16 protein-coding genes, 1 tRNA gene and 1 pseudogene are annotated in these 19,680 nt (G+C 69.9%); 11 read left to right on the top strand and 7 right to left on the bottom strand.

What is annotated here, in order from left to right:
* The first annotated feature begins 9 nt into the window (after positions 1–9).
* On the top strand, positions 10–492 hold the full coding sequence (locus tag QSK05_RS04255) for a CarD family transcriptional regulator (protein WP_214153782.1): 483 nt from the start codon (positions 10–12) through the stop codon (positions 490–492).
* A gap of 312 nt (positions 493–804) precedes the next feature.
* The gene (locus QSK05_RS04260) at positions 805–1,254 is read left to right on the top strand and encodes a glycosyltransferase family protein (RefSeq protein WP_285594099.1); all 450 of its coding nucleotides are present in this window, start codon (positions 805–807) and stop codon (positions 1,252–1,254) included.
* A gap of 233 nt (positions 1,255–1,487) precedes the next feature.
* Here the strand turns inward: QSK05_RS04260 and QSK05_RS04265 are convergent, their stop codons facing one another.
* Positions 1,488–2,213, bottom strand: coding sequence for an IspD/TarI family cytidylyltransferase (locus QSK05_RS04265; protein ID WP_285594101.1), 726 nt, complete (start codon positions 2,211–2,213; stop codon positions 1,488–1,490).
* 85 nt (positions 2,214–2,298) lie between these two features.
* On the opposite strand from QSK05_RS04265, the gene ispF reads away from it, so the two are divergent.
* Genes ispF through rlmB form a run of 3 tightly spaced genes read left to right on the top strand, consistent with a single transcriptional unit; the run spans position 2,299 to position 5,226 of the window.
* Complete coding sequence (ispF, locus tag QSK05_RS04270) at positions 2,299–2,787, top strand: 2-C-methyl-D-erythritol 2,4-cyclodiphosphate synthase (RefSeq protein WP_352300249.1); 489 nt, start codon at positions 2,299–2,301, stop codon at positions 2,785–2,787.
* Between the two features lie 32 nt (positions 2,788–2,819).
* Positions 2,820–4,247, top strand: coding sequence for a cysteine--tRNA ligase (gene cysS / locus QSK05_RS04275; RefSeq protein WP_285594104.1), 1,428 nt, complete (start codon positions 2,820–2,822; stop codon positions 4,245–4,247).
* The gene (gene rlmB / locus QSK05_RS04280) at positions 4,237–5,226 is read left to right on the top strand and encodes a 23S rRNA (guanosine(2251)-2'-O)-methyltransferase RlmB (RefSeq protein WP_285594106.1); all 990 of its coding nucleotides are present in this window, start codon (positions 4,237–4,239) and stop codon (positions 5,224–5,226) included. Before cysS ends, rlmB begins: the two co-directional genes overlap by 11 nt.
* A 67-nt stretch (positions 5,227–5,293) precedes the next feature.
* Here the strand turns inward: rlmB and QSK05_RS04285 are convergent, their stop codons facing one another.
* Together QSK05_RS04285 and QSK05_RS04290 are read right to left on the bottom strand one after the other, a co-directional pair.
* Positions 5,294–6,553: a DUF4032 domain-containing protein gene (locus QSK05_RS04285; RefSeq protein ID WP_285594107.1), complete on the bottom strand. Its 1,260-nt coding sequence runs from the start codon at positions 6,551–6,553 to the stop codon at positions 5,294–5,296.
* An 88-nt stretch (positions 6,554–6,641) separates the two neighbouring features.
* On the bottom strand, positions 6,642–7,715 hold the full coding sequence (locus QSK05_RS04290; protein ID WP_285594109.1) for an ABC transporter ATP-binding protein: 1,074 nt from the start codon (positions 7,713–7,715) through the stop codon (positions 6,642–6,644).
* 377 nt (positions 7,716–8,092) lie between these two features.
* On the opposite strand from QSK05_RS04290, the gene QSK05_RS04295 reads away from it, so the two are divergent.
* From QSK05_RS04295 to QSK05_RS04305, 3 genes are all read left to right on the top strand, one after another.
* Positions 8,093–9,145 carry a LacI family DNA-binding transcriptional regulator gene (locus tag QSK05_RS04295; RefSeq protein WP_285594111.1) on the top strand — a complete coding sequence of 351 codons (1,053 nt, stop codon included), beginning with the start codon at positions 8,093–8,095 and terminating at the stop codon, positions 9,143–9,145.
* A gap of 171 nt (positions 9,146–9,316) precedes the next feature.
* Positions 9,317–9,745, top strand: coding sequence for a CBS domain-containing protein (locus QSK05_RS04300; protein WP_285594112.1), 429 nt, complete (start codon positions 9,317–9,319; stop codon positions 9,743–9,745).
* Between the two features lie 102 nt (positions 9,746–9,847).
* Entirely contained in the window at positions 9,848–11,998 is a 2,151-nt protein-coding gene (locus QSK05_RS04305) for a serine/threonine-protein kinase (protein ID WP_285594114.1), read from the top strand.
* Here the strand turns inward: QSK05_RS04305 and QSK05_RS04310 are convergent.
* Positions 11,995–14,136 carry a putative bifunctional diguanylate cyclase/phosphodiesterase gene (locus QSK05_RS04310; protein ID WP_285594118.1) on the bottom strand — a complete coding sequence of 714 codons (2,142 nt, stop codon included), beginning with the start codon at positions 14,134–14,136 and terminating at the stop codon, positions 11,995–11,997. The genes QSK05_RS04305 and QSK05_RS04310 overlap by 4 nt on opposite strands.
* A gap of 351 nt (positions 14,137–14,487) precedes the next feature.
* Here QSK05_RS04310 and QSK05_RS04315 point away from each other — a divergent pair, with 351 nt between their 5' ends.
* Positions 14,488–16,647: an MMPL family transporter gene (locus QSK05_RS04315; RefSeq protein ID WP_285594120.1), complete on the top strand. Its 2,160-nt coding sequence runs from the start codon at positions 14,488–14,490 to the stop codon at positions 16,645–16,647.
* Between the two features lie 28 nt (positions 16,648–16,675).
* Here QSK05_RS04315 and QSK05_RS04320 read toward each other — a convergent pair whose 3' ends face one another.
* Positions 16,676–17,788 carry a saccharopine dehydrogenase family protein gene (locus tag QSK05_RS04320; RefSeq protein ID WP_285594122.1) on the bottom strand — a complete coding sequence of 371 codons (1,113 nt, stop codon included), beginning with the start codon at positions 17,786–17,788 and terminating at the stop codon, positions 16,676–16,678.
* A gap of 344 nt (positions 17,789–18,132) precedes the next feature.
* Here QSK05_RS04320 and QSK05_RS04325 point away from each other — a divergent pair.
* Positions 18,133–18,209: transfer RNA gene (locus tag QSK05_RS04325), tRNA-Thr, on the top strand.
* Between the two features lie 183 nt (positions 18,210–18,392).
* Here QSK05_RS04325 and QSK05_RS04330 read toward each other — a convergent pair.
* Positions 18,393–18,602: pseudogene (locus QSK05_RS04330) on the bottom strand (tyrosine-type recombinase/integrase); the annotation flags it as partial.
* 60 nt (positions 18,603–18,662) lie between these two features.
* Positions 18,663–19,454, bottom strand: a complete 792-nt coding sequence (locus QSK05_RS04335; protein ID WP_285594126.1) for a hypothetical protein — start codon at positions 19,452–19,454, stop codon at positions 18,663–18,665.
* A 3-nt stretch (positions 19,455–19,457) separates the two neighbouring features.
* Here QSK05_RS04335 and QSK05_RS04340 point away from each other — a divergent pair, with 3 nt between their 5' ends.
* Positions 19,458–19,658, top strand: coding sequence for a hypothetical protein (locus QSK05_RS04340; protein ID WP_285594128.1), 201 nt, complete (start codon positions 19,458–19,460; stop codon positions 19,656–19,658).
* Positions 19,659–19,680: the final 22 nt, after the last annotated feature.

A 19,680-nucleotide genomic window follows, 5' to 3' on the forward strand; every position in this document is an offset into this window, starting at 1 on the left:
TACTTACACATGGCTTTCACGGTCGGCGAGACTGTCGTTTACCCCCATCACGGGGCGGCACTCATCGAGGAGATCAAGACCCGTACTATCAAAGGCGAGGAGCGTCAGTACCTCGTCCTGAAGGTTGCTCAGGGAGATCTGACCATCGAGGTGCCGGCGATGAATGTCGACCTCGTAGGTGTCCGGGACGTCGTGGGCCAGGAAGGCCTCGACAAGGTGTTCGAGGTGCTTCGCGCCCCCTACGCCGAAGAGCCCACCAACTGGTCCCGCCGGTACAAGGCCAACCTGGAGAAGCTCGCCTCCGGCGACGTCGTCCGGGTGGCCGAGGTTGTTCGTGACCTCTGGCGCCGCGACCAGGACCGTGGTCTTTCCGCAGGTGAGAAGCGCATGCTGGCTAAAGCCCGGCAGATCCTGGTGTCCGAGCTGGCCCTGGCGGAGCACACCAACGAAGACAAGGCCGAGGCCCTCCTCAACGAGGTCCTGGCTTCCTGAACCACCCGGTCGCCCTGGTGGCGGCAACCTTCCCCGGTCCTGATGCCGGGTGGGGATCTTCGTAAGTCCTGAAACCGGCGTCTTCGCCGAAATCGTTTCCGGGGTTCTTCGGACCTCATCACGATCTTCGGTGGCGGCGCCGGCTTTCTTTTGCCATCGGAAAATCAGGTACCGTTTCGCTGCGAAATCATCCGGACGAGGTTTAGTCAATCCGGCAGGCCCGTCCGGGTGAATGCGTTGGTAAACTCACCCGAATCCGCCGGTCGTGATTCGGGTGATCCTGACTCCCGGAATTCTGATGAGGTACTCGCCATGTCCACGGCATTTGTCGCGGTGATCCGTGTCGACGATCTTCCGGCCGCGGACCTCCCCGGTCTGGCCGCGGCCGGGGCGGTTGCCGTGCACACGCTGCACGACCTGGCCGCCTGCACCGAGCCGGACGACGCGATCGCGGTACTGGCCGATCCCGGACCGGCGCAGCTGCTCGAGCCCGTGCTGGCCGCGCTCGAGGGGACCCCGGCCGCCGGCCTGGCCGTGACGAGCGTGCGGCCGGTCACCGACACGCTCAAGCGGGTCGGGCCGGACGGGGGCCTGAACGGCACGGCCGACCGTGAGCACCACCGGTTCGTCACGCTGCCGGTGGCGACCCGGCTGGGGCTCCTGCGGGAGGCGCGACGGCGCGAGCCGACGGCGGCGACGACCGGAGAGATCCTGGCGTCACTGGCGGCGGCGGGGGCGACCGTGGTGGCGGCAGGGCGTTAGGAGGGCTCCCCCCCCAGAACCTTCCGTGATCATGCAAAATCTCCCCGGAGTTCTAGAACTGTTGCGATGAGAGTTCTAGAACGCCGGGGAGATTTTGCATGATCACGAACAGGGTTGGGGGCGCACCTTGCGAGCTAGCGGGCCGGGCCGGGCCGGGACAAGACAGGGCCGGGACAGGACAGAGCCGGGCCGGGCGGTGAGTGTCAGGGCGCCCTCGGCTGAGGGGCCTTCGGTCAGTGGGGGAGGAGGGCCTCGGCGCGGGTCATGTCCTCGGCGAAGGTGACCTTGAGGTTCGCCGGGCTGCCGGCCACCGCCACCACACGCACCCCGTCGCGGCCCTCGAGAGCCGCGGAGGTGTCGGTGCCCTCGGTGCCGTCGCGCAGGGCCTGGGCGTAGGCCTCGAGCAGGGGGGTGGCCCGGAAGGCCTGCGGGGTCTGGACCCGGTGCAGCGACTCGCCGGGTGGGGGCGGGCTCAGCCGGCCTGTCCCGTCCATCGCCCAGGCCTCGCTCTCGGGCAGTGTGGGCACGGCGCCGCCGTGGGTTGCCGCGGCCTGGATGACGGTGCGCAGCAGATCGGGGCCGGCCAGGGGCCGGGCGCCGTCGTGGACGGCGACCACCTGCAGCGAGCCGGCGCAGATCGGCCACGACAGGTGGTCGAGCGCGTTCTGCTCGGACCCGTGCCGGGTGACGCCGCCGTGGATGATCTCGACGGGCAGGCGGATGTCGGCCGCGGCCACGGCCTCTTTCGCCTGGGCCTCGTCCTGCGGGCGGATCACCAGAACCACCCGGCCCACCTCGGGCACCTCGTCGGCCCAGGACAGGGCCCACGACACCACGGGACGACCGCCGAGGGGGAGGTAGACCTTGTTCTCGCCGGCACCCACGCGGGTGCCGCTGCCTCCGGCCAACACCACGAAGGCGGCGGCACCTGCGGGACAAGGACTTTCCGGATCGGTCACGATGCTTGATTCTAAGGCCACTCCGGTGGATCGGGCCTCATGGTCCACACTGGCGACCGTGAGTGATCTTTCAGTCAACGACCGGATCAGCGCTCTGCCGCGGACCGGGCTGGGTGTCGACGTGCACGGGTACGCCCCGGAGGGCAGCGGGCGGACGATGTGGCTGGCCGGGCTGGAATGGCCGGGGGAACGGGCGCTGGACGGGCACTCCGATGCCGATGTGGCCGCTCACGCCGCCTGCGACGCGTTGCTGTCCGCCGCCGGCCTGGGCGACCTGGGGTCGCAGTTCGGCACCTCGCAGCCGGAGTGGGCGGGGGCGGCGGGCACCACCCTGCTCGCCGAGACCGCCCGGCGGCTGGGTGAGGCGGGCTGGGTGATCGGCAACGTGGCGATCCAGGTGATCGGTAACCGGCCCAAGCTCGGACCCCGCCGCGACGAGGCCCAGGCGGTGCTCTCGAACGCCTGCGGGGCCCCGGTGACGGTCTCGGCCACGACCACCGACGGACTGGGCCTGACCGGGCGGGGAGAGGGCGTGGCGGCGGTCGCGACGGCCCTCGTCGTCCAGCAGCAGTAAAAGCAGTTGGGTGAGACCGGTAACCTTGACAGGTGAGCCTCAGACTGTTTGATTCCGCGACCCGGCAGGTACGGGACTTCGTCCCCGTCGTCCCCGGCAAGGCGGGCATCTACGTCTGTGGGCCCACACCGCAGAGCTCACCGCACATCGGCCATGTCCGGGCCCAGGTCAACTTCGACGTGCTCCGGCGCTGGCTGACGTACGGCGGCCTGGAGGTCGGCTACGTCCGCAACGTCACCGACATCGACGACAAGATCCTCGCGAAGTCGGCCGAGGCGGGCCGGGAGTGGTGGGCGCACGCCTTCCTCTACGAGCAGGAGTTCACGCACGCCTACGACGTGCTGAACGTGCTGCGACCGACGATCGAGCCGCGGGCCACGGGCCACATCACCGAGATGGTGGAGCTCATCGAGCGGCTGATCGCGGCCGGCCACGCCTACCCGGCGGCCGACGGTTCGGGCGACGTCTACTTCGACGTGCGCTCGTTCCCCGCCTACGGCTCGCTGACGCGGCAGAAGATCGACGACATGGAGGCCGCGGCCGACACCGCGCCCAACACCCGCAAGAAAGACCCACGCGACTTCGCGCTCTGGAAGAGCGCCAAGCCGGGCGAGCCCACCACCGCCTCCTGGCCCACGCCGTGGGGGCGGGGGCGCCCGGGCTGGCACCTGGAGTGCTCGGCGATGGCCACCCGCTACCTGGGGGCCGAGTTCGACATCCACGGGGGCGGTCTGGACCTGCGGTTCCCGCACCACGAGAACGAGCTGGCCCAGTCGCGGGCGGCGGGTGACGGGTTCGCCCGCTACTGGCTGCACAACGCCTGGGTCACCATGTCCGGCGAGAAGATGAGCAAGTCGCTGGGCAACACCATGACGATCGCCGAGCTGACCCGCACGGTCCGCCCGGTAGTACTGCGGTACGTGCTGGCCACGCCGCACTACCGGTCGAACATCGAGATCAGCCCGGAGTCGCTGGCCGACGCCACGACCGCCTACGAGCGCATCGAGAATTTCGTGCACCGGGCGGCCGAGCGGCTGGGGGCACCCGGATCGACCGAGAAGGTGCCGTCGGCGTTCGCGGCGGCGCTGGACGACGACCTGGGCGTGCCCGCGGGCGTCGCCGTGCTGCACGACACCGTGCGGGAGGGCAACCGGGCACTCGCCGAGAACGACGGTGCGGCGCTCGGAACGGCGCTGGACGAGGTGCGGGCGATGACCGCGGTGCTGGGTCTGGACCCGCTCGACCCGGCCTGGAGTACCGGCGGTGCGGCCGGCGACGCCCGGACCGCAGCGCTCGACGTGCTGGTGCGGGCCGAGCTCGATGCCCGCGCGACCGCCCGTAAGGAAAGAGATTTCGCCACTGCGGATGCCATCCGCGACCGGCTCGTCGCAGCCGGAGTGGTAGTCGAGGACACGCCGGAAGGCGCCCGTTGGAGTCTGGAGGCCAGTAGTGGCCGGTAATTCGTCGCGCAAGGGGGCCACCCGTAGGCCCGGTACGAAGAAGGGCGCGACGGTCGGCACCGGTGGCCAGTCCCGTAAGCGCCTGGAGGGCAAGGGCCCCACGCCCAAGGCAGTGGAGCGGGAGTACCACCCGGCCGCCCGCCGGGCCCGTTCCACCGCCAAGACCGGGGGCTCGCAGCAGCGTCCCGCCGGCACCGGTGGCAACCGTTCGCAGCAGAAGCGCTCGTCGACGGCGGGCAGCTCCGAGATGGTCGCCGGGCGCAACCCGGTGGTCGAGGCGCTGCGGGCCGGGGTGCCGGCCAAGGTGCTCTACGTGGCCGCTCGCATCGACAGCGACGACCGGGTGCGTGAGGCCATCAAGACGGCTGCGGATGCCGGTCTTCCGCTGATGGAGGCCTCTCGCACCGACCTCGACCGGCTGACCGGTGGCGCCGTGCACCAGGGCCTGGCCCTCCAGGTCCCGGCGTACGAGTACTCCCACCCGGACGACCTGCTCGAGGCCGCGGCCCGCAGCGGGAGGCCGCCCCTGCTGGTGGTTCTCGACGGTGTGACCGACCCGCGCAACCTCGGCGCCGTGGTGCGTTCGGTGGCCGCGTTCGGTGGTCACGGCGTGATCGTGCCCGAGCGCCGGTCGGCCGGCATGACCGCCACCGCGTGGAAGACCTCGGCCGGTGCGGCCGCGCGAACCCCGGTGGCCCGCACCTCGAACGTCAACCGGGTGATCGAGTCATTGAAGGCCGCAGGCTGTTTCGTGGTCGGTCTGGACGCGGGCGGCGATGTGTCGCTGCCCGGGCTGGATCTCGCGACCGGTCCGCTCGTGCTGGTGGCCGGGGCCGAGGGCAAGGGGCTCTCCCGTCTGGTGCGGGAGAACTGCGACGCCATCGCCTCGATCCCGATGATCGGCGGCACCGAGTCACTCAACGCCAGTGTGGCGATGGGTGTTGCGCTCTATGAGGTCTCGCGGTTGCGGGCCGGATAAGCCAGACACAAAATGGAGGACGCCGTTGAGACTCGAGTCTCAACGGCGTCCTCCATTTGGTGGGCCTCTAAGCGATCGGATCGATCACGACCGGCATCTCCTGGGTGTCGACGCCGAGAACGGCCTTCTCGTCGGGCCGGTGCACCAGCACGTTACGGATGTAGCTGGCGACCGCCTCGTCGATACCGACGTCGCGGCCCTGGTTCTCGGAGATGAACCAGCCGTGTTCCAGTACCTCGTGGAACACCTCGGCCGGAGCCAGTTTTCCACGCAGGTCGGCCGGGACCGCCCGCACCACCGGCTCGAACCGGCGGGCCAGCCACTCGTGCGAGATGACATCCTCGTCCACGTTCTGCCGGTCGGTGGCGGCCCGGTAGGTGTCGAGGTCGTTGAGCAGGCGGCGGGCCTGGTTCTCCTCGACGTCGAGCCCGGTCAGGCGCAGCAGACGGCGACGGTGGTGACCGGCGTCCACGACCTTGGGCTGGATCTCGATGGACGTGCCGGTGACATCGGTGTTGATGTTCAGCTCGCCGACGTCGAAGCCCAGGTCGTTGAGACGGCGGATGCGGGCGTCGACCCGCCAGCGCTCGTCCGTCTCGAACGCTTCCTTGGCCGTGAGTTCCGACCAGAGCGTGCGGTAGCGCTCGATGAACGCGTCGGCGGTCTTCACCGGGTCGAGGGCCTCGTCGAGCAGGCCACCGGCCTCGAGGTCCATCAGCTCGCCGGCGATGTTGGTCCGGGCCAGGTCGAGGTCGTGCTCGCGCTGGCCCCGGGACAGGCTGTCGTAGAGGTCGCCGGTCTCCGCGTCTACCAGGTAGGCGGCGAAAGCGCCCGCGTCGCGCCGGAACAGCGTGTTGGAGAGCGAGACATCGCCCCACCAGAAACCGCTCAGGTGCAGACGCACCATCAGCACGGCCTGGGCGTCGATCAGCCGCATGACCGGCTCGGGGCCCATGGTCTGGGAGAACACCGCGCGGTAGGGCAGGGAGAACTGCAGGTGCCGCGTCAGCAGCACCGGGTCGAGGTCTTCACCGTCCTTGTCGGTGCGCCCGGTGATGATGCCCAGCGGCTCGACCGCGGGCAGACCCAGGCGGCGCAGGAGGCGCAGCAGCCCGTACTCGCGCCGGGCGAACTCCTCGGTGATCTCTTTGGCGGCCAGGACGTTTCCGGAAAGGTTCACGAAACGTACGACGTGCCGCGAAATACCGCGGGGCAGGGTGGCCAGCCGGTTGGCCGGCCAGTTCTCCAGAGGCAGGTGCCACGGCAGGTCCAGCAACGCCGGATCCGGTGCCGCGGAAGTGATCTGAAGTGTTCTGGTAGTAGTCATCTCTCGAAACCCCCGCTCGTGCGCGGGCGACCCCGCACCGGCCGGTCGAAACCGGCCGGTGCGGTCGTCGAACTGAGCAGTGACGCGATCAGGCGCCGAGCCGCTCGCCCGAATCGGCGTTGAACAGGTGCGTGTGGCCTTCCTTGGCCTGGAGGTGGACCGTCTGGCCCTTCTCCGGGGGACGACGCCCGTCGACACGAGCGATGACGGGCAGGTCAGTGCCCTCGCTCTTCAGGGTGCCGTGCAGGTAGGCGTCGGCACCGAGAACCTCGACCAGCTCGACCTGGACCGGAAGGCCGCGGTCGGACAGGGAGAGGTCTTCCGGACGCACACCCAGGGTCACGTGGCGACCGCCGGCGTTCAGCGTCTGCTCGGAGATCCGGTAGACCTCGTCGCCGAACTGCACACCGCCGTTCACCACCGGAAGGTTGAGCAGGTTCATCGCGGGGGAGCCGATGAAGCCGGCCACGAACGCGTTGTTCGGGTGATCGTACAGCTCACGGGGCGAGCCGACCTGCTGCAGGAGACCGTCCTTCAGCACCGCGACGCGGTCACCCATCGTCATGGCCTCGGTCTGGTCGTGGGTGACGTAGACCGTGGTGACGCCCAGACGTCGCTGTAGCGACGCGATCTGGGTGCGGGTCTGGACACGCAGCTTGGCGTCCAGGTTGGAGAGCGGCTCATCCATCAGGAACACCTGGGGCTGGCGGACGATCGCTCGTCCCATCGCCACACGCTGCCGCTGACCACCCGAGAGGGCCTTCGGCTTGCGGTCCAGGTACTCGGTGAGGTCGAGGATCTTGGCTGCCTCGGCCACCCGCTGCTGGATCTCGGACTTGCTGATACCCGCGATCTTCAGCGCGAAACCCATGTTCTCGCCGACGGTCATGTGCGGGTAGAGCGCGTAGCTCTGGAACACCATGGCGATGTCGCGGTCTTTCGGCGGCATCTGCGTGACGTCCCGGTCGCCGATCAGAATACGTCCTTCATTGACGTCTTCCAGACCGGCGAGCATGCGCAGGGAGGTGGACTTGCCGCAGCCCGAGGGCCCGACGAGAACCAGGAATTCGCCGTCCTCGATCTCCAGCGAGAGCTTGTCGACCGACGGCTTGGTAGCACCCGGGTAAACACGGGTTGCCTGGTCATATGTGACGGTGGCCACTTTGCCACTTCCCTTCACCGGCAGGAACGTGCCGGACGATCCGAGTGGAGGGTGAACCGGCCGCCGGGGTTGGCGACCGGGTCATTACCGGATTGCTCCGGACCCGCGCGGGGCCCGGTCGAACGATGGCTGAGCGGCGCACGGGGCGTCGTCGGCCACGGGGTACATCTAAGACTGCCGAACGGCCCGGCGCATAGGGGTAGTGGGTGTCATCTGCGTCCCACTGGGCCCGGGCGGGACGTTTCCCGGCCTTTCCGGTCCCGGTTCGGCACCATGGGTTCATGGGAATCAGGGAGAAACGTCTCATCATTCGTCCCTAATGTCGCATTCTGTCTGTTCTCATCAATATCCGACGAGAATCTTCAGGAGCCCGGTCCATGGCGTCAGCACCCCGCGCCCGGCTCGCGGACATCGCGGTTCAGGCCGGTGTCAGCGAGGCGACGGTGAGTCGTGTGCTCAACGGCCGCTCCGGTGTGGCCGAGGCCACCCGGGAGGCCGTGCTCACCGCCCTGGACGTGCTCGGTTACGAGCGCCCGGTGCGGTTGCGCCAGCACTCCGCCGGGCTGATCGGCCTGATCGTGCCGGAGCTGGACAATCCGATCTTCCCGGCCTTCGCCCAGGTGATCGAGTCGGCGCTGGCCCATCACGGGTACACGCCGGTGCTCTGCACGCAGACCCCCGGCGGGGTGCGGGAGGACGAGTACACCCAGATGCTCACCGAGCGCGGGGTCGCGGGCATCGTCTTCGTGTCCGGCCTGCACTCCGACACCTCCGCCGACCCGTCCCGGTACGTCGCCCTGCGCCGTCGGGGCCTGCCGATCGTGCTGGTCAACGGCTATGTCGAAGGGCTGGACGCGCCGTTCGTCAGTAATGACGACGTGACCTCGATGGACCTCGCGGTGAACCACCTGGTGGCCCAGGGGCACCGGCGGATCGGCCTGGCGCTGGGCCCGCGGCAGTACGTGCCGGTGATCCGGAAGATCGACGGGTTCCGCACGGCGATGCGGCGGCACCTGGGCCGCGACGACGTCGACGACGCGATCGAGTGCTCCCTGTTCAGCGTGGAGGGCGGGGCGGCCGCCGCGCACCGGCTGATCGACGCCGGCTGCACCGGGGTGATCTGCGGTAGCGACCTGATGGCGCTGGGGGTGATCCGGACCGTGCGTGACCGGGGGCTCCAGGTTCCGGCCGACGTCTCGGTGATCGGGTACGACGACTCTCCGCTCATCGCCTTCACCGACCCGCCGCTGACGACGGTGCGCCAGGCGGTCCAGGCCATGGGGGCTGCGGCGGTGCGGGCCCTGCTCGACGACATTCACGGCGGAGGTCACGGGGCCTTCGCGCCGCGGACCGAGTACCTGTTCCGTCCGGAGCTGGTGGTGCGGGGGTCCACCGGGTCGGTCCCGCCCGGTGATCAGGGTGTTCGGTAGGTCTCCCATCGGCTGATGGGCTGTGATCCTGGACACGTTCGGGGGTTCCCCTTCGTGCAGAGCTCACCTACCCTCGGTGAAGGGCCGCAAGCGCGTTCCCGGCCGCCCGGACCCCTGTCCGGGTCTTGCCTGTATCGCCTGTAGCGACTGAATCGGTGGAGGTCCAACCACATGCGGATCAGCGAACTACTCCGGCAGAAGGGCGGGCTGGTCGTCACGATCAGCCCTGACCGGCCCGTCACCGAACTCCTCGACAAACTGGCCACGAACGGTGTCGGCGCGCTGGTGGTCTCCGCCGACGGGCAGTCGGTGGACGGCATCGTCAGTGAGCGCGACGTCGTGCGCAAACTCCAGCGATTCGGCCCTGGCCTGCTGCAGGAGCCGGTCAGCGAGATCATGAGCCGCGACGTGCAGACCTGCCCGCCGGCCACCGAGATCGAGGAGCTGGCCAAGCTCATGACCAACGGCCGGTTCCGGCACGTGCCGGTGGTGGACGGTGATCATCTGGTGGGCATCGTCAGCATCGGCGACGTGGTCAAACACCGTATGGACGAGCTCGAGGGTGAGCGCGACCATCTGCAGGCCTACATCAACACCTGAAACCTACAAACCCCGGCGATCCCGGCGATCCGATGCTCGTAGCGGCTACCCGTCCGGGGGAGCCGCTACGGGAAGTCGGTCGTTTGGCCTACCGTGTTCACCATGCCGCACGATGCAACCGCCCGTGCAGCAGGCGACACGGGGCGGATCGGTCAGTACCGCCTTGTTCAGCGCCTGGGAGAAGGCGGGATGGGCGTTGTCCACCTCGGTCTCGACGAGAACGGCAAGGCCGTCGCCGTCAAGGTGCTGCGCCCGCACATCGCGGGCGACCCGGACGCGCGTCGCCGCCTTGCGCGTGAGGTCGCCACGCTGCGCCGGGTGCGTCACCCGCGCGTGGCCGGCGTGCTCGACGCCGACGTGGAAGGTGACACTCCCTATGTCGTCACCAGCTTCGTCCCGGGCAAGACGCTGGAGAAGCACGTCCGTGATCACGGCCCTCTGCCGCGCGGTCACGTCGCGCGCATTGGCCAGGTGCTCGCCGACGCCCTGCGCGCGATCCACGCCGCCGGGGTGGTCCACCGCGACGTGAAGCCCGCCAACGTGATGCTGCTCGACGGTGAGCCGGTGCTGATCGACTTCGGCATCGCGCACGTCGCTGACGAGTCCCGCATCACCCACACCGGTCTGGTGATGGGCACCCCGGGATACCTGTCGCCCGAGATCATCGGTGGTGACGCGGTGAGCGCCGCCACCGACTGGTGGGGCTGGGGCGCCACGCTGGCCTACGCCGCCACCGGCCGCCCCCCGTTCGGAACCGGCCCGATCGAGGTCGTGCTCGACCGGGTGCGCCGCGGCGCGATGGACGTGGACGGAGTGGACGACGGTCTGCGCAAGACGCTCACCGCCGCGCTCTCGGTCGACCCGCGCCGGCGCCCGCACCACGACGAGCTGATCGCCGGTCTGGCCGCGGCGGCGCCCTCCCGGCCGAGCACCGGCCCGAACTCGCAGGGCCCGTCCTGGGGTTCGCGGGGCGATGTGTACGTCACCCCCGACGAGGAGACCCAGCGTCAGCCCGGCCCGAAAGAGATGGCGGCGAACCGCCAGATCCGGCCCGGCGACTCCACCGAGATCCGGCTGCCCGCAACGGACGACGCGGACGAGATGCCCACGGCCCGCACGCCCCCGCCGTCGTTCAACACCGGTTTCGCGAACGCGCAGACCTCGGTGATCCCGCCGCACGCCTCGGGTGGGAACAATGATCAGACCTCGGTGATCCCCCCGCACGCCTCGGGTGGGAACAACGACCAGACCTCGGTGATCCCGCCGCCGTCGGCCCGGGCGAACGCCCAGACCTCGGTGATCCCTCCGCACGCCCTCGGGCATGGTGGCAACAACAGCGAGACGTCGGTGATCCCGCCGTCCTGGGGTTCCGCGCCGGAGTCCACCCGCCGTTTCGACCCGCCGAAGCCGAACCAGAACTCGAACCTGGGCCAGAACGCCGGTCCGGCCAACGGTTTCGAAGCCCGGACCCAGCAGGGCCAGCGCCCGCAGAACCAGAGCCCGCAGAACGCCGGCCAGAACCCCGGCCAGAACCCCGGCCAGAACCGGGGCCAGGCCCCGGTCCTGGCCAAGGGGCGCCCGATCGGCGACGACCCGCACCAGTCCCAGGCGCACCACGACGAGGACGAGCGCGGCGAGAGTGTGCTCGACCGGCTGCCGCTGGGCTCGATGCCGCTGTTCCTGTTCGGCCTGCTGGTGGTGCTGGCCGGGGTGGCCGCGGTGGCTCCTTACGGCGCCATCGTCATCGTGGCGGTGGGCATGATCGCCGCCCGCGTGGTCGACCGCACCAGCACGGCCCTGGGGCACCGTCGCGATACGCGCGGGTCCCGGGCCAGCGACGGCCTGGTCACGGCGCTGTCGATGCCCTGGCGCATTCTCAGCGGCGCGTTGTCCACGGTCTTCGGGCTGGTACTGCCGGCCCTGATCGGCGTCAGCGTGGCCTTCATCGTCGCCTCGGTGCAGTCCGGTGCGGCCTCGTCCAGCGTGGTGCCCGGATCGCCGATCCCGCTCGCCGCGGGCATGGTGGCCCTGCTGCTCACGGCCTGGTGGGGTCCGGGCGGTGGCCCGGTGCGCCGCGGTACCGAGAGGGTGGCCGCGGCCATCACCGGTGGCCCGACGGCTCGCCTGGTGGCGTGGTCCGTGATCGTGCTGGTGCTGATCTCCTGTCTCGTGGTGCTGCAGAACAACGAGCACAAGGCCGACTGGGGCCCCCTCGAGGGAAGCTGGCTCGTCAACGAGATCACCGCGTCCTAAGCACTCTGCAACTCGTACTGCGGGCTGGGCTTCCCGAACAGGTAGCCCTGGGCGTGCTTGACCCCGATCCCGACGAGCAGGGCGCTCTGCCGCTCGGTCTCGACGCCCTCGACGATGACGTCGATGCCGAGTCCCTGCCCGAGGCCGATCAGGGCCTCGACGATGCGGTCGCACTGCGGGTCGTCGCCCAGCCCCGCGGTGAAGCTGCGGTCCACCTTGATCCCGGAGACGGGCAGGTCCCGCAGGTACGACAGGGCCGAGAAGCCGGTGCCGAAGTCGTCCACCACGATCCGCACGCCCAGCCGGTGCAGCCGATCGATCTCCGGCCGGGCGGCGGGGGCGGCGCTGAGCATCACCGACTCGGTCAGCTCGAGCACGAGTTGCCCGGCGGGCAGGCCGGACTCGGCCAGGGCCTGCTCCACCAGGCCGGAGAAGCCGGGGCGGATCATCTGGTTCGGTGACACGTTCACGGCCACGTAGCCGGGGTCGCGGCTGGCGGCGGCGGCCCGCACGGCGGCGCGCAGTACCCAGGCGCCCAGTTCGACGATCAGCCCCGACTCCTCGGCGATCGGCAGGAACGTGATCGGCGGCATGAGCCCCTTCTCGGGGTGACGCCAGCGAACCAGAGCCTCCCGGCCGATCACCCGGCGCCCGGTGAGCCCGACGATCGGCTGGAAGTGCAGCTCCAGCTCGCCGTCGCCGATCGCGGTGCGCAGCTGTGACTCCAGGTCCAGACGTTCGGAGGCGGCCTGGCGCAGGCCGGGGTCGACGACGTCCCAGCGGTCGCGACCCCGGTTCTTGGCCTGGTAGGTGGCGATCTCGGCGTCACGCAGCAGCATCAGCGGGTCGTTGTCGGCCGAGGTGGAGAGGGCGATGCCGATGCTGAGGGTGGGCCGCAGCGTGCGTCCGCCGAGTATCAGCGGCTCGTTCACCGCGGCCCGCACCCGGTCGGCGATCGCGCCGGCCTCGTCCTCGTCGGTGATGTCGTCGCAGACCACCACGAACTCGTCGCCGCCGAGGCGCCCGGCGGTGTCGCCGGGGCGCAGGGAACCGGCCACCCGGCGGCCGATCTCGGCCAGCACCTCGTCGCCGTCCTCGAAACCGGCGTTGTCGTTGACGACCCGGAAATGGTCCACGTCACCCTGCAGCACGGCGGCCCGCAGCCCGCTGCGGCGCGTGCGGTCGAGAGCCTGCTGCACACGGTCGAGCACCAGCGGACGACCCGGCAGGCCGGTGAGCCGGTCGTGCAGCGTCATGTGGGTCAGCAGGCCCTGCGCCTGGTGCAGGTCGCTGCGGTCCTCGACCTGCACGACGAGCTGCACCGGGCGGGACGAGGAGTCGCGGATCGGCGTGATCACCAGGGTGCCCCACAGGTGCATGCCTCCGTGCCCGACGAAACTCCGCTCCAGCCGCAGGGAATCCTCATCGCTACCGATCAGGCCGGAGATCCGGGCGCGCACGGTGACGATGTCCGCCGGATGCACGATGTCGGCCAGGGAGCGGGCCTGGAGCTCGTCGGCGCGGTAGCCGAGCATCCGGCACAGCGTGCGATTCACCCGCAGGAAGCGGCCGTTCAGCGTCGCCACGGCGATACCGATCGGGCTGTGCTGCATGGTGCGGCGGAAGATGTCATCCCCGCCGACCTCCTGCGCCACCGGCGGGACAGCGGCCGGGTCAGTGGCAGGGGCCACGGAACTGACCACGGCGCGGGGCCGGCCGTCGTCACCCAGCAGCGGGATCGAGGTGACCTGCAACAGCCGGCTGACCCCGTCGACCAGCACCGGATCGGTGAAACCGCTCTGCATCTGGCCGCTGCGCAGGGCCGCCGAGCTGATCCGGTTCACGCCCTCGATGCGGCCCGGGCGGGGGTCGGCGACCCGGCGATGACCGTTGAGAGCCATCGGGCTGGTCTCGTCGGCGCGACGCTGGGCCGGCACCCCGGAGCTGGGTTCCTCCAGCAGTTTCAGGTCCAGGAGCTGCCCGGCCCGCAGATTGGCCAGGAGCACGCTGCCGTTCAGGTCCTGCAGCAGCACGCCGTCCGGGAGCGCGCCGAGCAGGGCCCGGTGGCGGGCCTCCGACTCGGCGACGGACACGCGGGCCCCATCGTGCCGGGCCCGGCGTAGATCTCCTCGCGGCATGACTCTCCTCATCGTGTGCCGCGCCCTCGCGAACGAGACCCGGCGTTCCTCACCGGCAGTCTATGAACCCTCACGCCACGCATCCGGGACGACACGGGGAGGTCTCTTCCCGTTGACACTTTCCGGTGCCCGGGTTACTCCGCTTTGGCCCACGACCCGCCACGGCTTCTGAAAAATCCCGTCCGGAGGGTCGTTTGCGAGAACACGACCGTTGCTCCCGGTTCGGCCGGGTCCGGTCCCGGGAACTCCCGGAGGGTGCATCGGGGACTTCCCTGATCGCCCGGCCGCTGTGACCCGCGACATACTCGGAGGTCACGACGGGTGGGGACCCGTCCCGAGGGGGAGAGATCCATGACTCGCACGGCCACGTTCGTCGTCAGACGCCGCTGGTGGGTGATCAGCTTCTGGCTGGTCATGCTCGTCGCCGGGGCGGGAGCCTCGTCCGTCGTTCCCGACCGGCTGAGCTTCGACTTCTCGATGCCCGGCCAGGAGGGCTACGAGACCTCGGTGAAGCTGGCCGAGGCCTACGGCATCGCCGGGGACATGTCCTACGTGCCCGTCTACACCGCGCCGGACGGCGACATCGCCGGGCACCGCGACGAGATGGCCCGGATCGACGCAGCTCTCGCCGATCTGCCGGGGGCGCAGGTGATCGGCTACGCCGGCACCGGCGACGAGCGCTTCCTCACCGACGACGGGCGCAGCGCGTTCAGTCTGCTGTTCACGCCCACGCCCCAGGGGTTCGCCGACCCGCTGGCCGAGCAGCTTACGAGCACTCTGGCGCAGGCTGGTCAGGGTGCCGGTCTGGAGGTGAGACTGACCGGATACCAGCCTCTCTCGACCAGCTCGGCGGAAAGCACCGAGGGCCCGAGCGTGCTCGTGGAGACCCTGGTCGGGGCATTCGGCGCGCTGATCGTGCTGATCTTCGTCTTCGCCTCGTTCCTGGCCCTGGTGCCGCTGCTGATCGCCGCGGTGGCGATCCTCTCCACCTTCCTGGTGGTGCTCGGCCTCACCGAGATCACCGACGTGTCGTTCGTGGTGCAGTTCCTCGTCTCCCTGATCGGCCTGGGCGTGGCCATCGACTACTCGCTGCTGGTGGTGTCGCGCTGGCGGGAGGAACGGGCCCACGGCGCCACCAACGACGACGCGGTGGTGACGGCGGTGCGCACCGCCGGGCACGCCGTCCTGGCCTCCGGGGTCACGGTCGCCATCAGTCTCATCGCCCTGATCCTCGTGCCCGTGCCGCTGCTGCGCAGTATGGGTTTCGGCGGCATGCTCATTCCGCTGATGAGCACCCTGGTCGTGCTCACCCTGCTGCCGGCCCTCCTGAGCCTGGTCGGCCCCCGCGTCGACTGGCCCCGGATCCGCCGCGAGAGCAAGGCGTCCCGGGGCTGGTCGGCCTGGGCCCGGGGCGTGGTGCGGTTTCGCTGGGTCGCGGCCGGGGTGGGTGTCGCGGCGCTGGGGCTGGCCATCGCCCCGGTGTTCGGCCTGCAGTTCGGCATGACCAGCTCCGCCTCCCTCGCCGACTCCGGGCCGGCCTACGACGCGTTGCGCGACCTGCGCGAGGGAGGCGTCGGCAGCGGGGTGCTCTCACCGATCAGCGCCGCCGCGGCCTCACCCGCCGACGTCCCCGCGATCGTCGAGGCCGCCGGGAAGGTCGACGGCGTGCGGATGGCGGTGCCGCTCGACCCCTCGCCGTCCGGCCTGGTGGACGTGATTGTGGTGCCCGACGCCGAGACGGTGGACAACAACTCGGTCGCGATCACCGACGACGTACGGGAGGCGGTGAGCGGCCTACCCGGATATGAGGGGCTGGCCGGTGCCGGTCCGGTCGTGCAGGACTACCAGAACGCCGTGTACGACCGGTTCCCCCTGGTGCTGGCGCTGATCGCCCTGATCACGTTCGTCCTGCTGATGCGCACCTTCCGCTCGGTGCTGCTGCCGCTGAAGGCCGTGGCACTGAACCTGGTGAGCGTGGCCGCGGTGTTCGGGCTGGCCACGTTCTTCTGGCAGGAGGGCCACGGCTCCCAGGCCCTGTTCGGCGTCACCGAGACCGGAGCCATGGAATTCTGGCTCCCCGTCCTCATTTTCGCTTTCCTGTTCGGCCTGTCAATGGACTACGAGGTGTTCCTCCTGGCCCGGATGCGCGAGGAGTACGACCGCACCGGCTCCACCTCACGGGCCGTCGTCGAGGGGGTCGGCCGCACCGGCCGCCTCATCACCTCGGCCGCACTGATCCTGTTCTTCTCGTTCGCCGCACTCGCCTCGGCACCTGACACCGACATCAAGGTGCTGGCCACCTCGCTCGGCGTGGGCATCCTGCTCGACGCCACCCTGGTGCGCTCGCTCCTGGTACCGGCCCTGGTGTCGCTGTTCGGTCAGTACAACTGGTGGCTGCCGGTCTGGCTGGCCCGGCTCCTGCGGGTCGAGCCGTCGCCGCTGCGGCCCGACGCTCCCGTGGTCCCCGAAATTGAGGACGAGGGGGAGCGTCGGCCCGTCAGCGTCAGCTGACGTCTGGTTCCGTCGGGTTCCGTCGGGTTCAGTCGACGCGTTCGAGCCCGGCCTGGCGAGCACCCTCGATCGCCGAGGTCAGGCCGAACGCGTTGACCGGCCCGGTCGCCCCCGCCGCCGCGGGCCCGCAGTTCGGCACCGCGATCGCATGCCAGGCCAGCAGCCGGGCGGTGAGGTCGTACGGGTTCGGCCCGGTCAGCGTCACCCGCGACAGCGTGTTGCCAGCCGAGTCCATCGCCTCGGCCACCACCATGCTCACCATCCCGGTGCGGCCCACCGAGTCGGGCCCGGCCTCGGCGTCGCGCACCATCCGCCGGTGCATGAACTTCGTCATCGCCCGCCCCGGAGACAGCCGGGCGGTACTCGTCGCCGACTTCGGCAGCAGCGACCGGCCCTTGGGGTCGGTCTGCAGCCAGCCGATGAACACGTCGACGTCCCGCACCCGGGGCTGGAACTGGGCCAGCGTGAAGTGCTCCGGCCCGCCCACACTGATGGCCCGGCGTTCCAGGCCGTCGATCGTGTAGGTGCGCTCGCGGCGCCCGGGCATCTCGGTGTCGATCACCCCGTCCCGGCGCACCAGGCCGGGCTCGAAGAGGGCACCCGTCACCGACTCCAGCACGCCCGCGCTGAACGAGTTCTGCTCGAAGTCGCCGAGCACGAAGTAGGCCACCTGCACCTTGGTCGCCTCCTGCCCGGCCTCCTGCAGGGCCGCGGCGCCGGCGATGTTGCCGGGGGAGAAGCTGAAGCCGACCGAGGGCATGACCACCACCCCCGCCTCGCGGGCCGGGCGTCCCCACTTCTGGAACACCGTGCGCACCCACGGCGGCTCGGGAGCCACGTCGAGGTAGTGCGCCCGCCGCGTCACGGCCGCCCGCACGACCTCCTCACCGACCGTCCGGAAGGGGGTGATCGTGCTGATCACCACGTCGCCGGGGCTGATCAGGGCGGTGAGGGATCCGCGATCCCGGGCATCAGCGATCCGGAAGTCCAGGCCCCCCAGCTCGTCGGACAGCTGCGCGAGCTTGTGGCCGTCCCGCCCGGCCAGGATCGGTGTGAGCCCCCTCTCCACCAGAGCCCGGGCCGTGATAGCGCCCAGGTATCCGGTGGCCCCCAGAAGTACGGTTCGCGGTCCATTTGTCACAGGCTGAAACTAGGCACTGGGCCACTTGTTCACCAGCGGAAACCCTGAACCCAGCACCATTTGGCGGCGGCAGGTGACGCAAATCATGAGACCAAACGGACGTTCCTGTCAGGTAACGCTATTCGGTCATGTCGGCTTCGGGGTGAGTTGCGAAACTCGGATTGCTCCTCTGGTCAGCGGATTTTCGGACGCACGTCCAGAAGTTCGGCGATGCCGGGGCGGCGCCAGTGGTCTGCCGAGGCCGTTCGTCACGGCCTGGCCCCTGAACCGGCGATTCGCACAGATCGGCCGAGGGTGCCGCATCGGGGCCCGCATGACCGGTAGAGTCTTCCGTGCAGGAACTCGCCCGCTTAGCTCAGTTGGCCAGAGCAGCTGTCTTGTAAACAGCAGGTCATCGGTTCGAATCCGATAGCGGGCTCCAGGGTCAGATGCCTGAAAGATGGACTGACCAGCACGTATGCCCTTTGGGGGCGACCCCGCGATGTGCAACCGAGTGCCGTTCGGTGTCGCCATATGCCGCTGTCTCTGCCCCATCTCTGCCCAGAATCAGCACAGGGGCACGGCCACGGGTCTGTGGCCGTGCCCCTGGTCGCAGAGGAGGGCGTCAGGCTTCGATGACGCTGTCCTCGTCGTAGCCCAGGGCCTGGCCGATCCTGGCGTTCGCGGCGGCTGAGCCGCTGTCGATGCACCCGGCGTAGACCTTGAGCAGCACATCGGAGCTGTGGCCGGCGCGGCGAGCGACCTCCGGGATCGGGACACCCGAGTTCAGCCACAAGGTCACGGCGGCATGCCGCAGGTCGTACGGGAGGCTCGCAGACCTGTAGGGACAAGGGGCTCGGTCACACCCGGCCGGTGCGTCCTGGGTCCGAATGTCTCAGGGGGAGACCCGGCTACGAGAAGCCAGAGCCCGCAGGTCGGGGGTTGTCCGCCCGGACATCAGCAGACCCGAGATCAGGGCTCGGATCGCGGGACGGGCATGAGTCTCTTCTGGGGCCAGATGCTCGGCGGCCAGCAGCGCTCGTAGACATTCATCGCGGTCACCGCGTAGGGCCTGGGCCGTTGCGACGTCGCCCCAGTACCGGGCCCGCCGTTCGATTGTCGGTAGCCGGGACGGGGCGAGGGCGTGCGCTGTGGCTAGGGCCGTAACGGGATCACCGGTGCTGGTCTCGGCCGAGATGCGATGCAGAGCCACTGTCGCGGGGGTGAACCCGCCGACGTATCGGCGCACCACAGGACCGTCTGCCAGACCGGCAGCGATGACGGCGGCTTCGGCGGTGAGCTCGCGCATCCCCTGACCGTCACCGATCTTCGCAGCGGTGTAAGCGGCCGACTGCACCAGCAGACCTCGCATCGCCGTGCCCTCGCGGCCGGCTTGCCGCAGACGCGGGTCGTCGGCCACTGATAGCGCGATGGAGAGCGCCTGATCGGTCCAGCCGGAACGGCGGGCCAGGACGGCCAACTGTCGGGCGGCCTCGCTGGCCAAGAGCACGTCGTCACGGTCGGTGGCCAGCTGTCGTGCGCGGTCGGCGGCCATCCACCCCAACGGCTGGTCGCCGAACTTGATCAGGACCCGGGTCGCGACCAGGTACGCCTGCGCCAGGACCGTTTCATGCGCATCGCTGCTGTCGGCCCCGCCCGTGGGCGGCGCAGAGTCTGGTTCGGTCATCTGGTGCCCAGCACGGATCAGCGCAGGCAGAGTCTGTGCCAGGCTCCCGTACCGGCATCCTGCATCCTGCTCGATCACGAGCCGCAACTGCGCCGACAGTTGCCGAGGCATCTCGTCGGCTGCGTCGGCACCGGGATCGTTGAGGCCGAGCATCGCATCGCGGATACCCCCAACGAGGGTCTCGGCAGCGGTGGTCTGGGGTAGTGACGATGCCGGCTGCTCCCCG

It is taken from the genome of Kineosporia sp. NBRC 101731 (genome assembly GCF_030269305.1).
Lineage (GTDB): Bacteria > Actinomycetota > Actinomycetes > Actinomycetales > Kineosporiaceae > Kineosporia.

Bases quoted from the DNA above. Each gene is read 5' to 3' on its own strand.
- QSK05_RS04255 (WP_214153782.1), top strand. From the start codon at position 10: ATGGCTTTCACGGTCGGCGAGACTGTCGTTTACCCCCATCACGGGGCG.
- QSK05_RS04260 (WP_285594099.1), top strand. From the start codon at position 805: ATGTCCACGGCATTTGTCGCGGTGATCCGTGTCGACGATCTTCCGGCC.
- QSK05_RS04285 (WP_285594107.1), bottom strand. From the start codon at position 6,553: ATGACTACTACCAGAACACTTCAGATCACTTCCGCGGCACCGGATCCG.
- QSK05_RS04295 (WP_285594111.1), top strand. From the start codon at position 8,093: ATGGCGTCAGCACCCCGCGCCCGGCTCGCGGACATCGCGGTTCAGGCC.
- QSK05_RS04300 (WP_285594112.1), top strand. From the start codon at position 9,317: ATGCGGATCAGCGAACTACTCCGGCAGAAGGGCGGGCTGGTCGTCACG.
- QSK05_RS04305 (WP_285594114.1), top strand. From the start codon at position 9,848: ATGCCGCACGATGCAACCGCCCGTGCAGCAGGCGACACGGGGCGGATC.
- QSK05_RS04310 (WP_285594118.1), bottom strand. From the start codon at position 14,136: ATGCCGCGAGGAGATCTACGCCGGGCCCGGCACGATGGGGCCCGCGTG.
- QSK05_RS04315 (WP_285594120.1), top strand. From the start codon at position 14,488: ATGACTCGCACGGCCACGTTCGTCGTCAGACGCCGCTGGTGGGTGATC.
- QSK05_RS04335 (WP_285594126.1), bottom strand. From the start codon at position 19,454: ATGACCGAACCAGACTCTGCGCCGCCCACGGGCGGGGCCGACAGCAGC.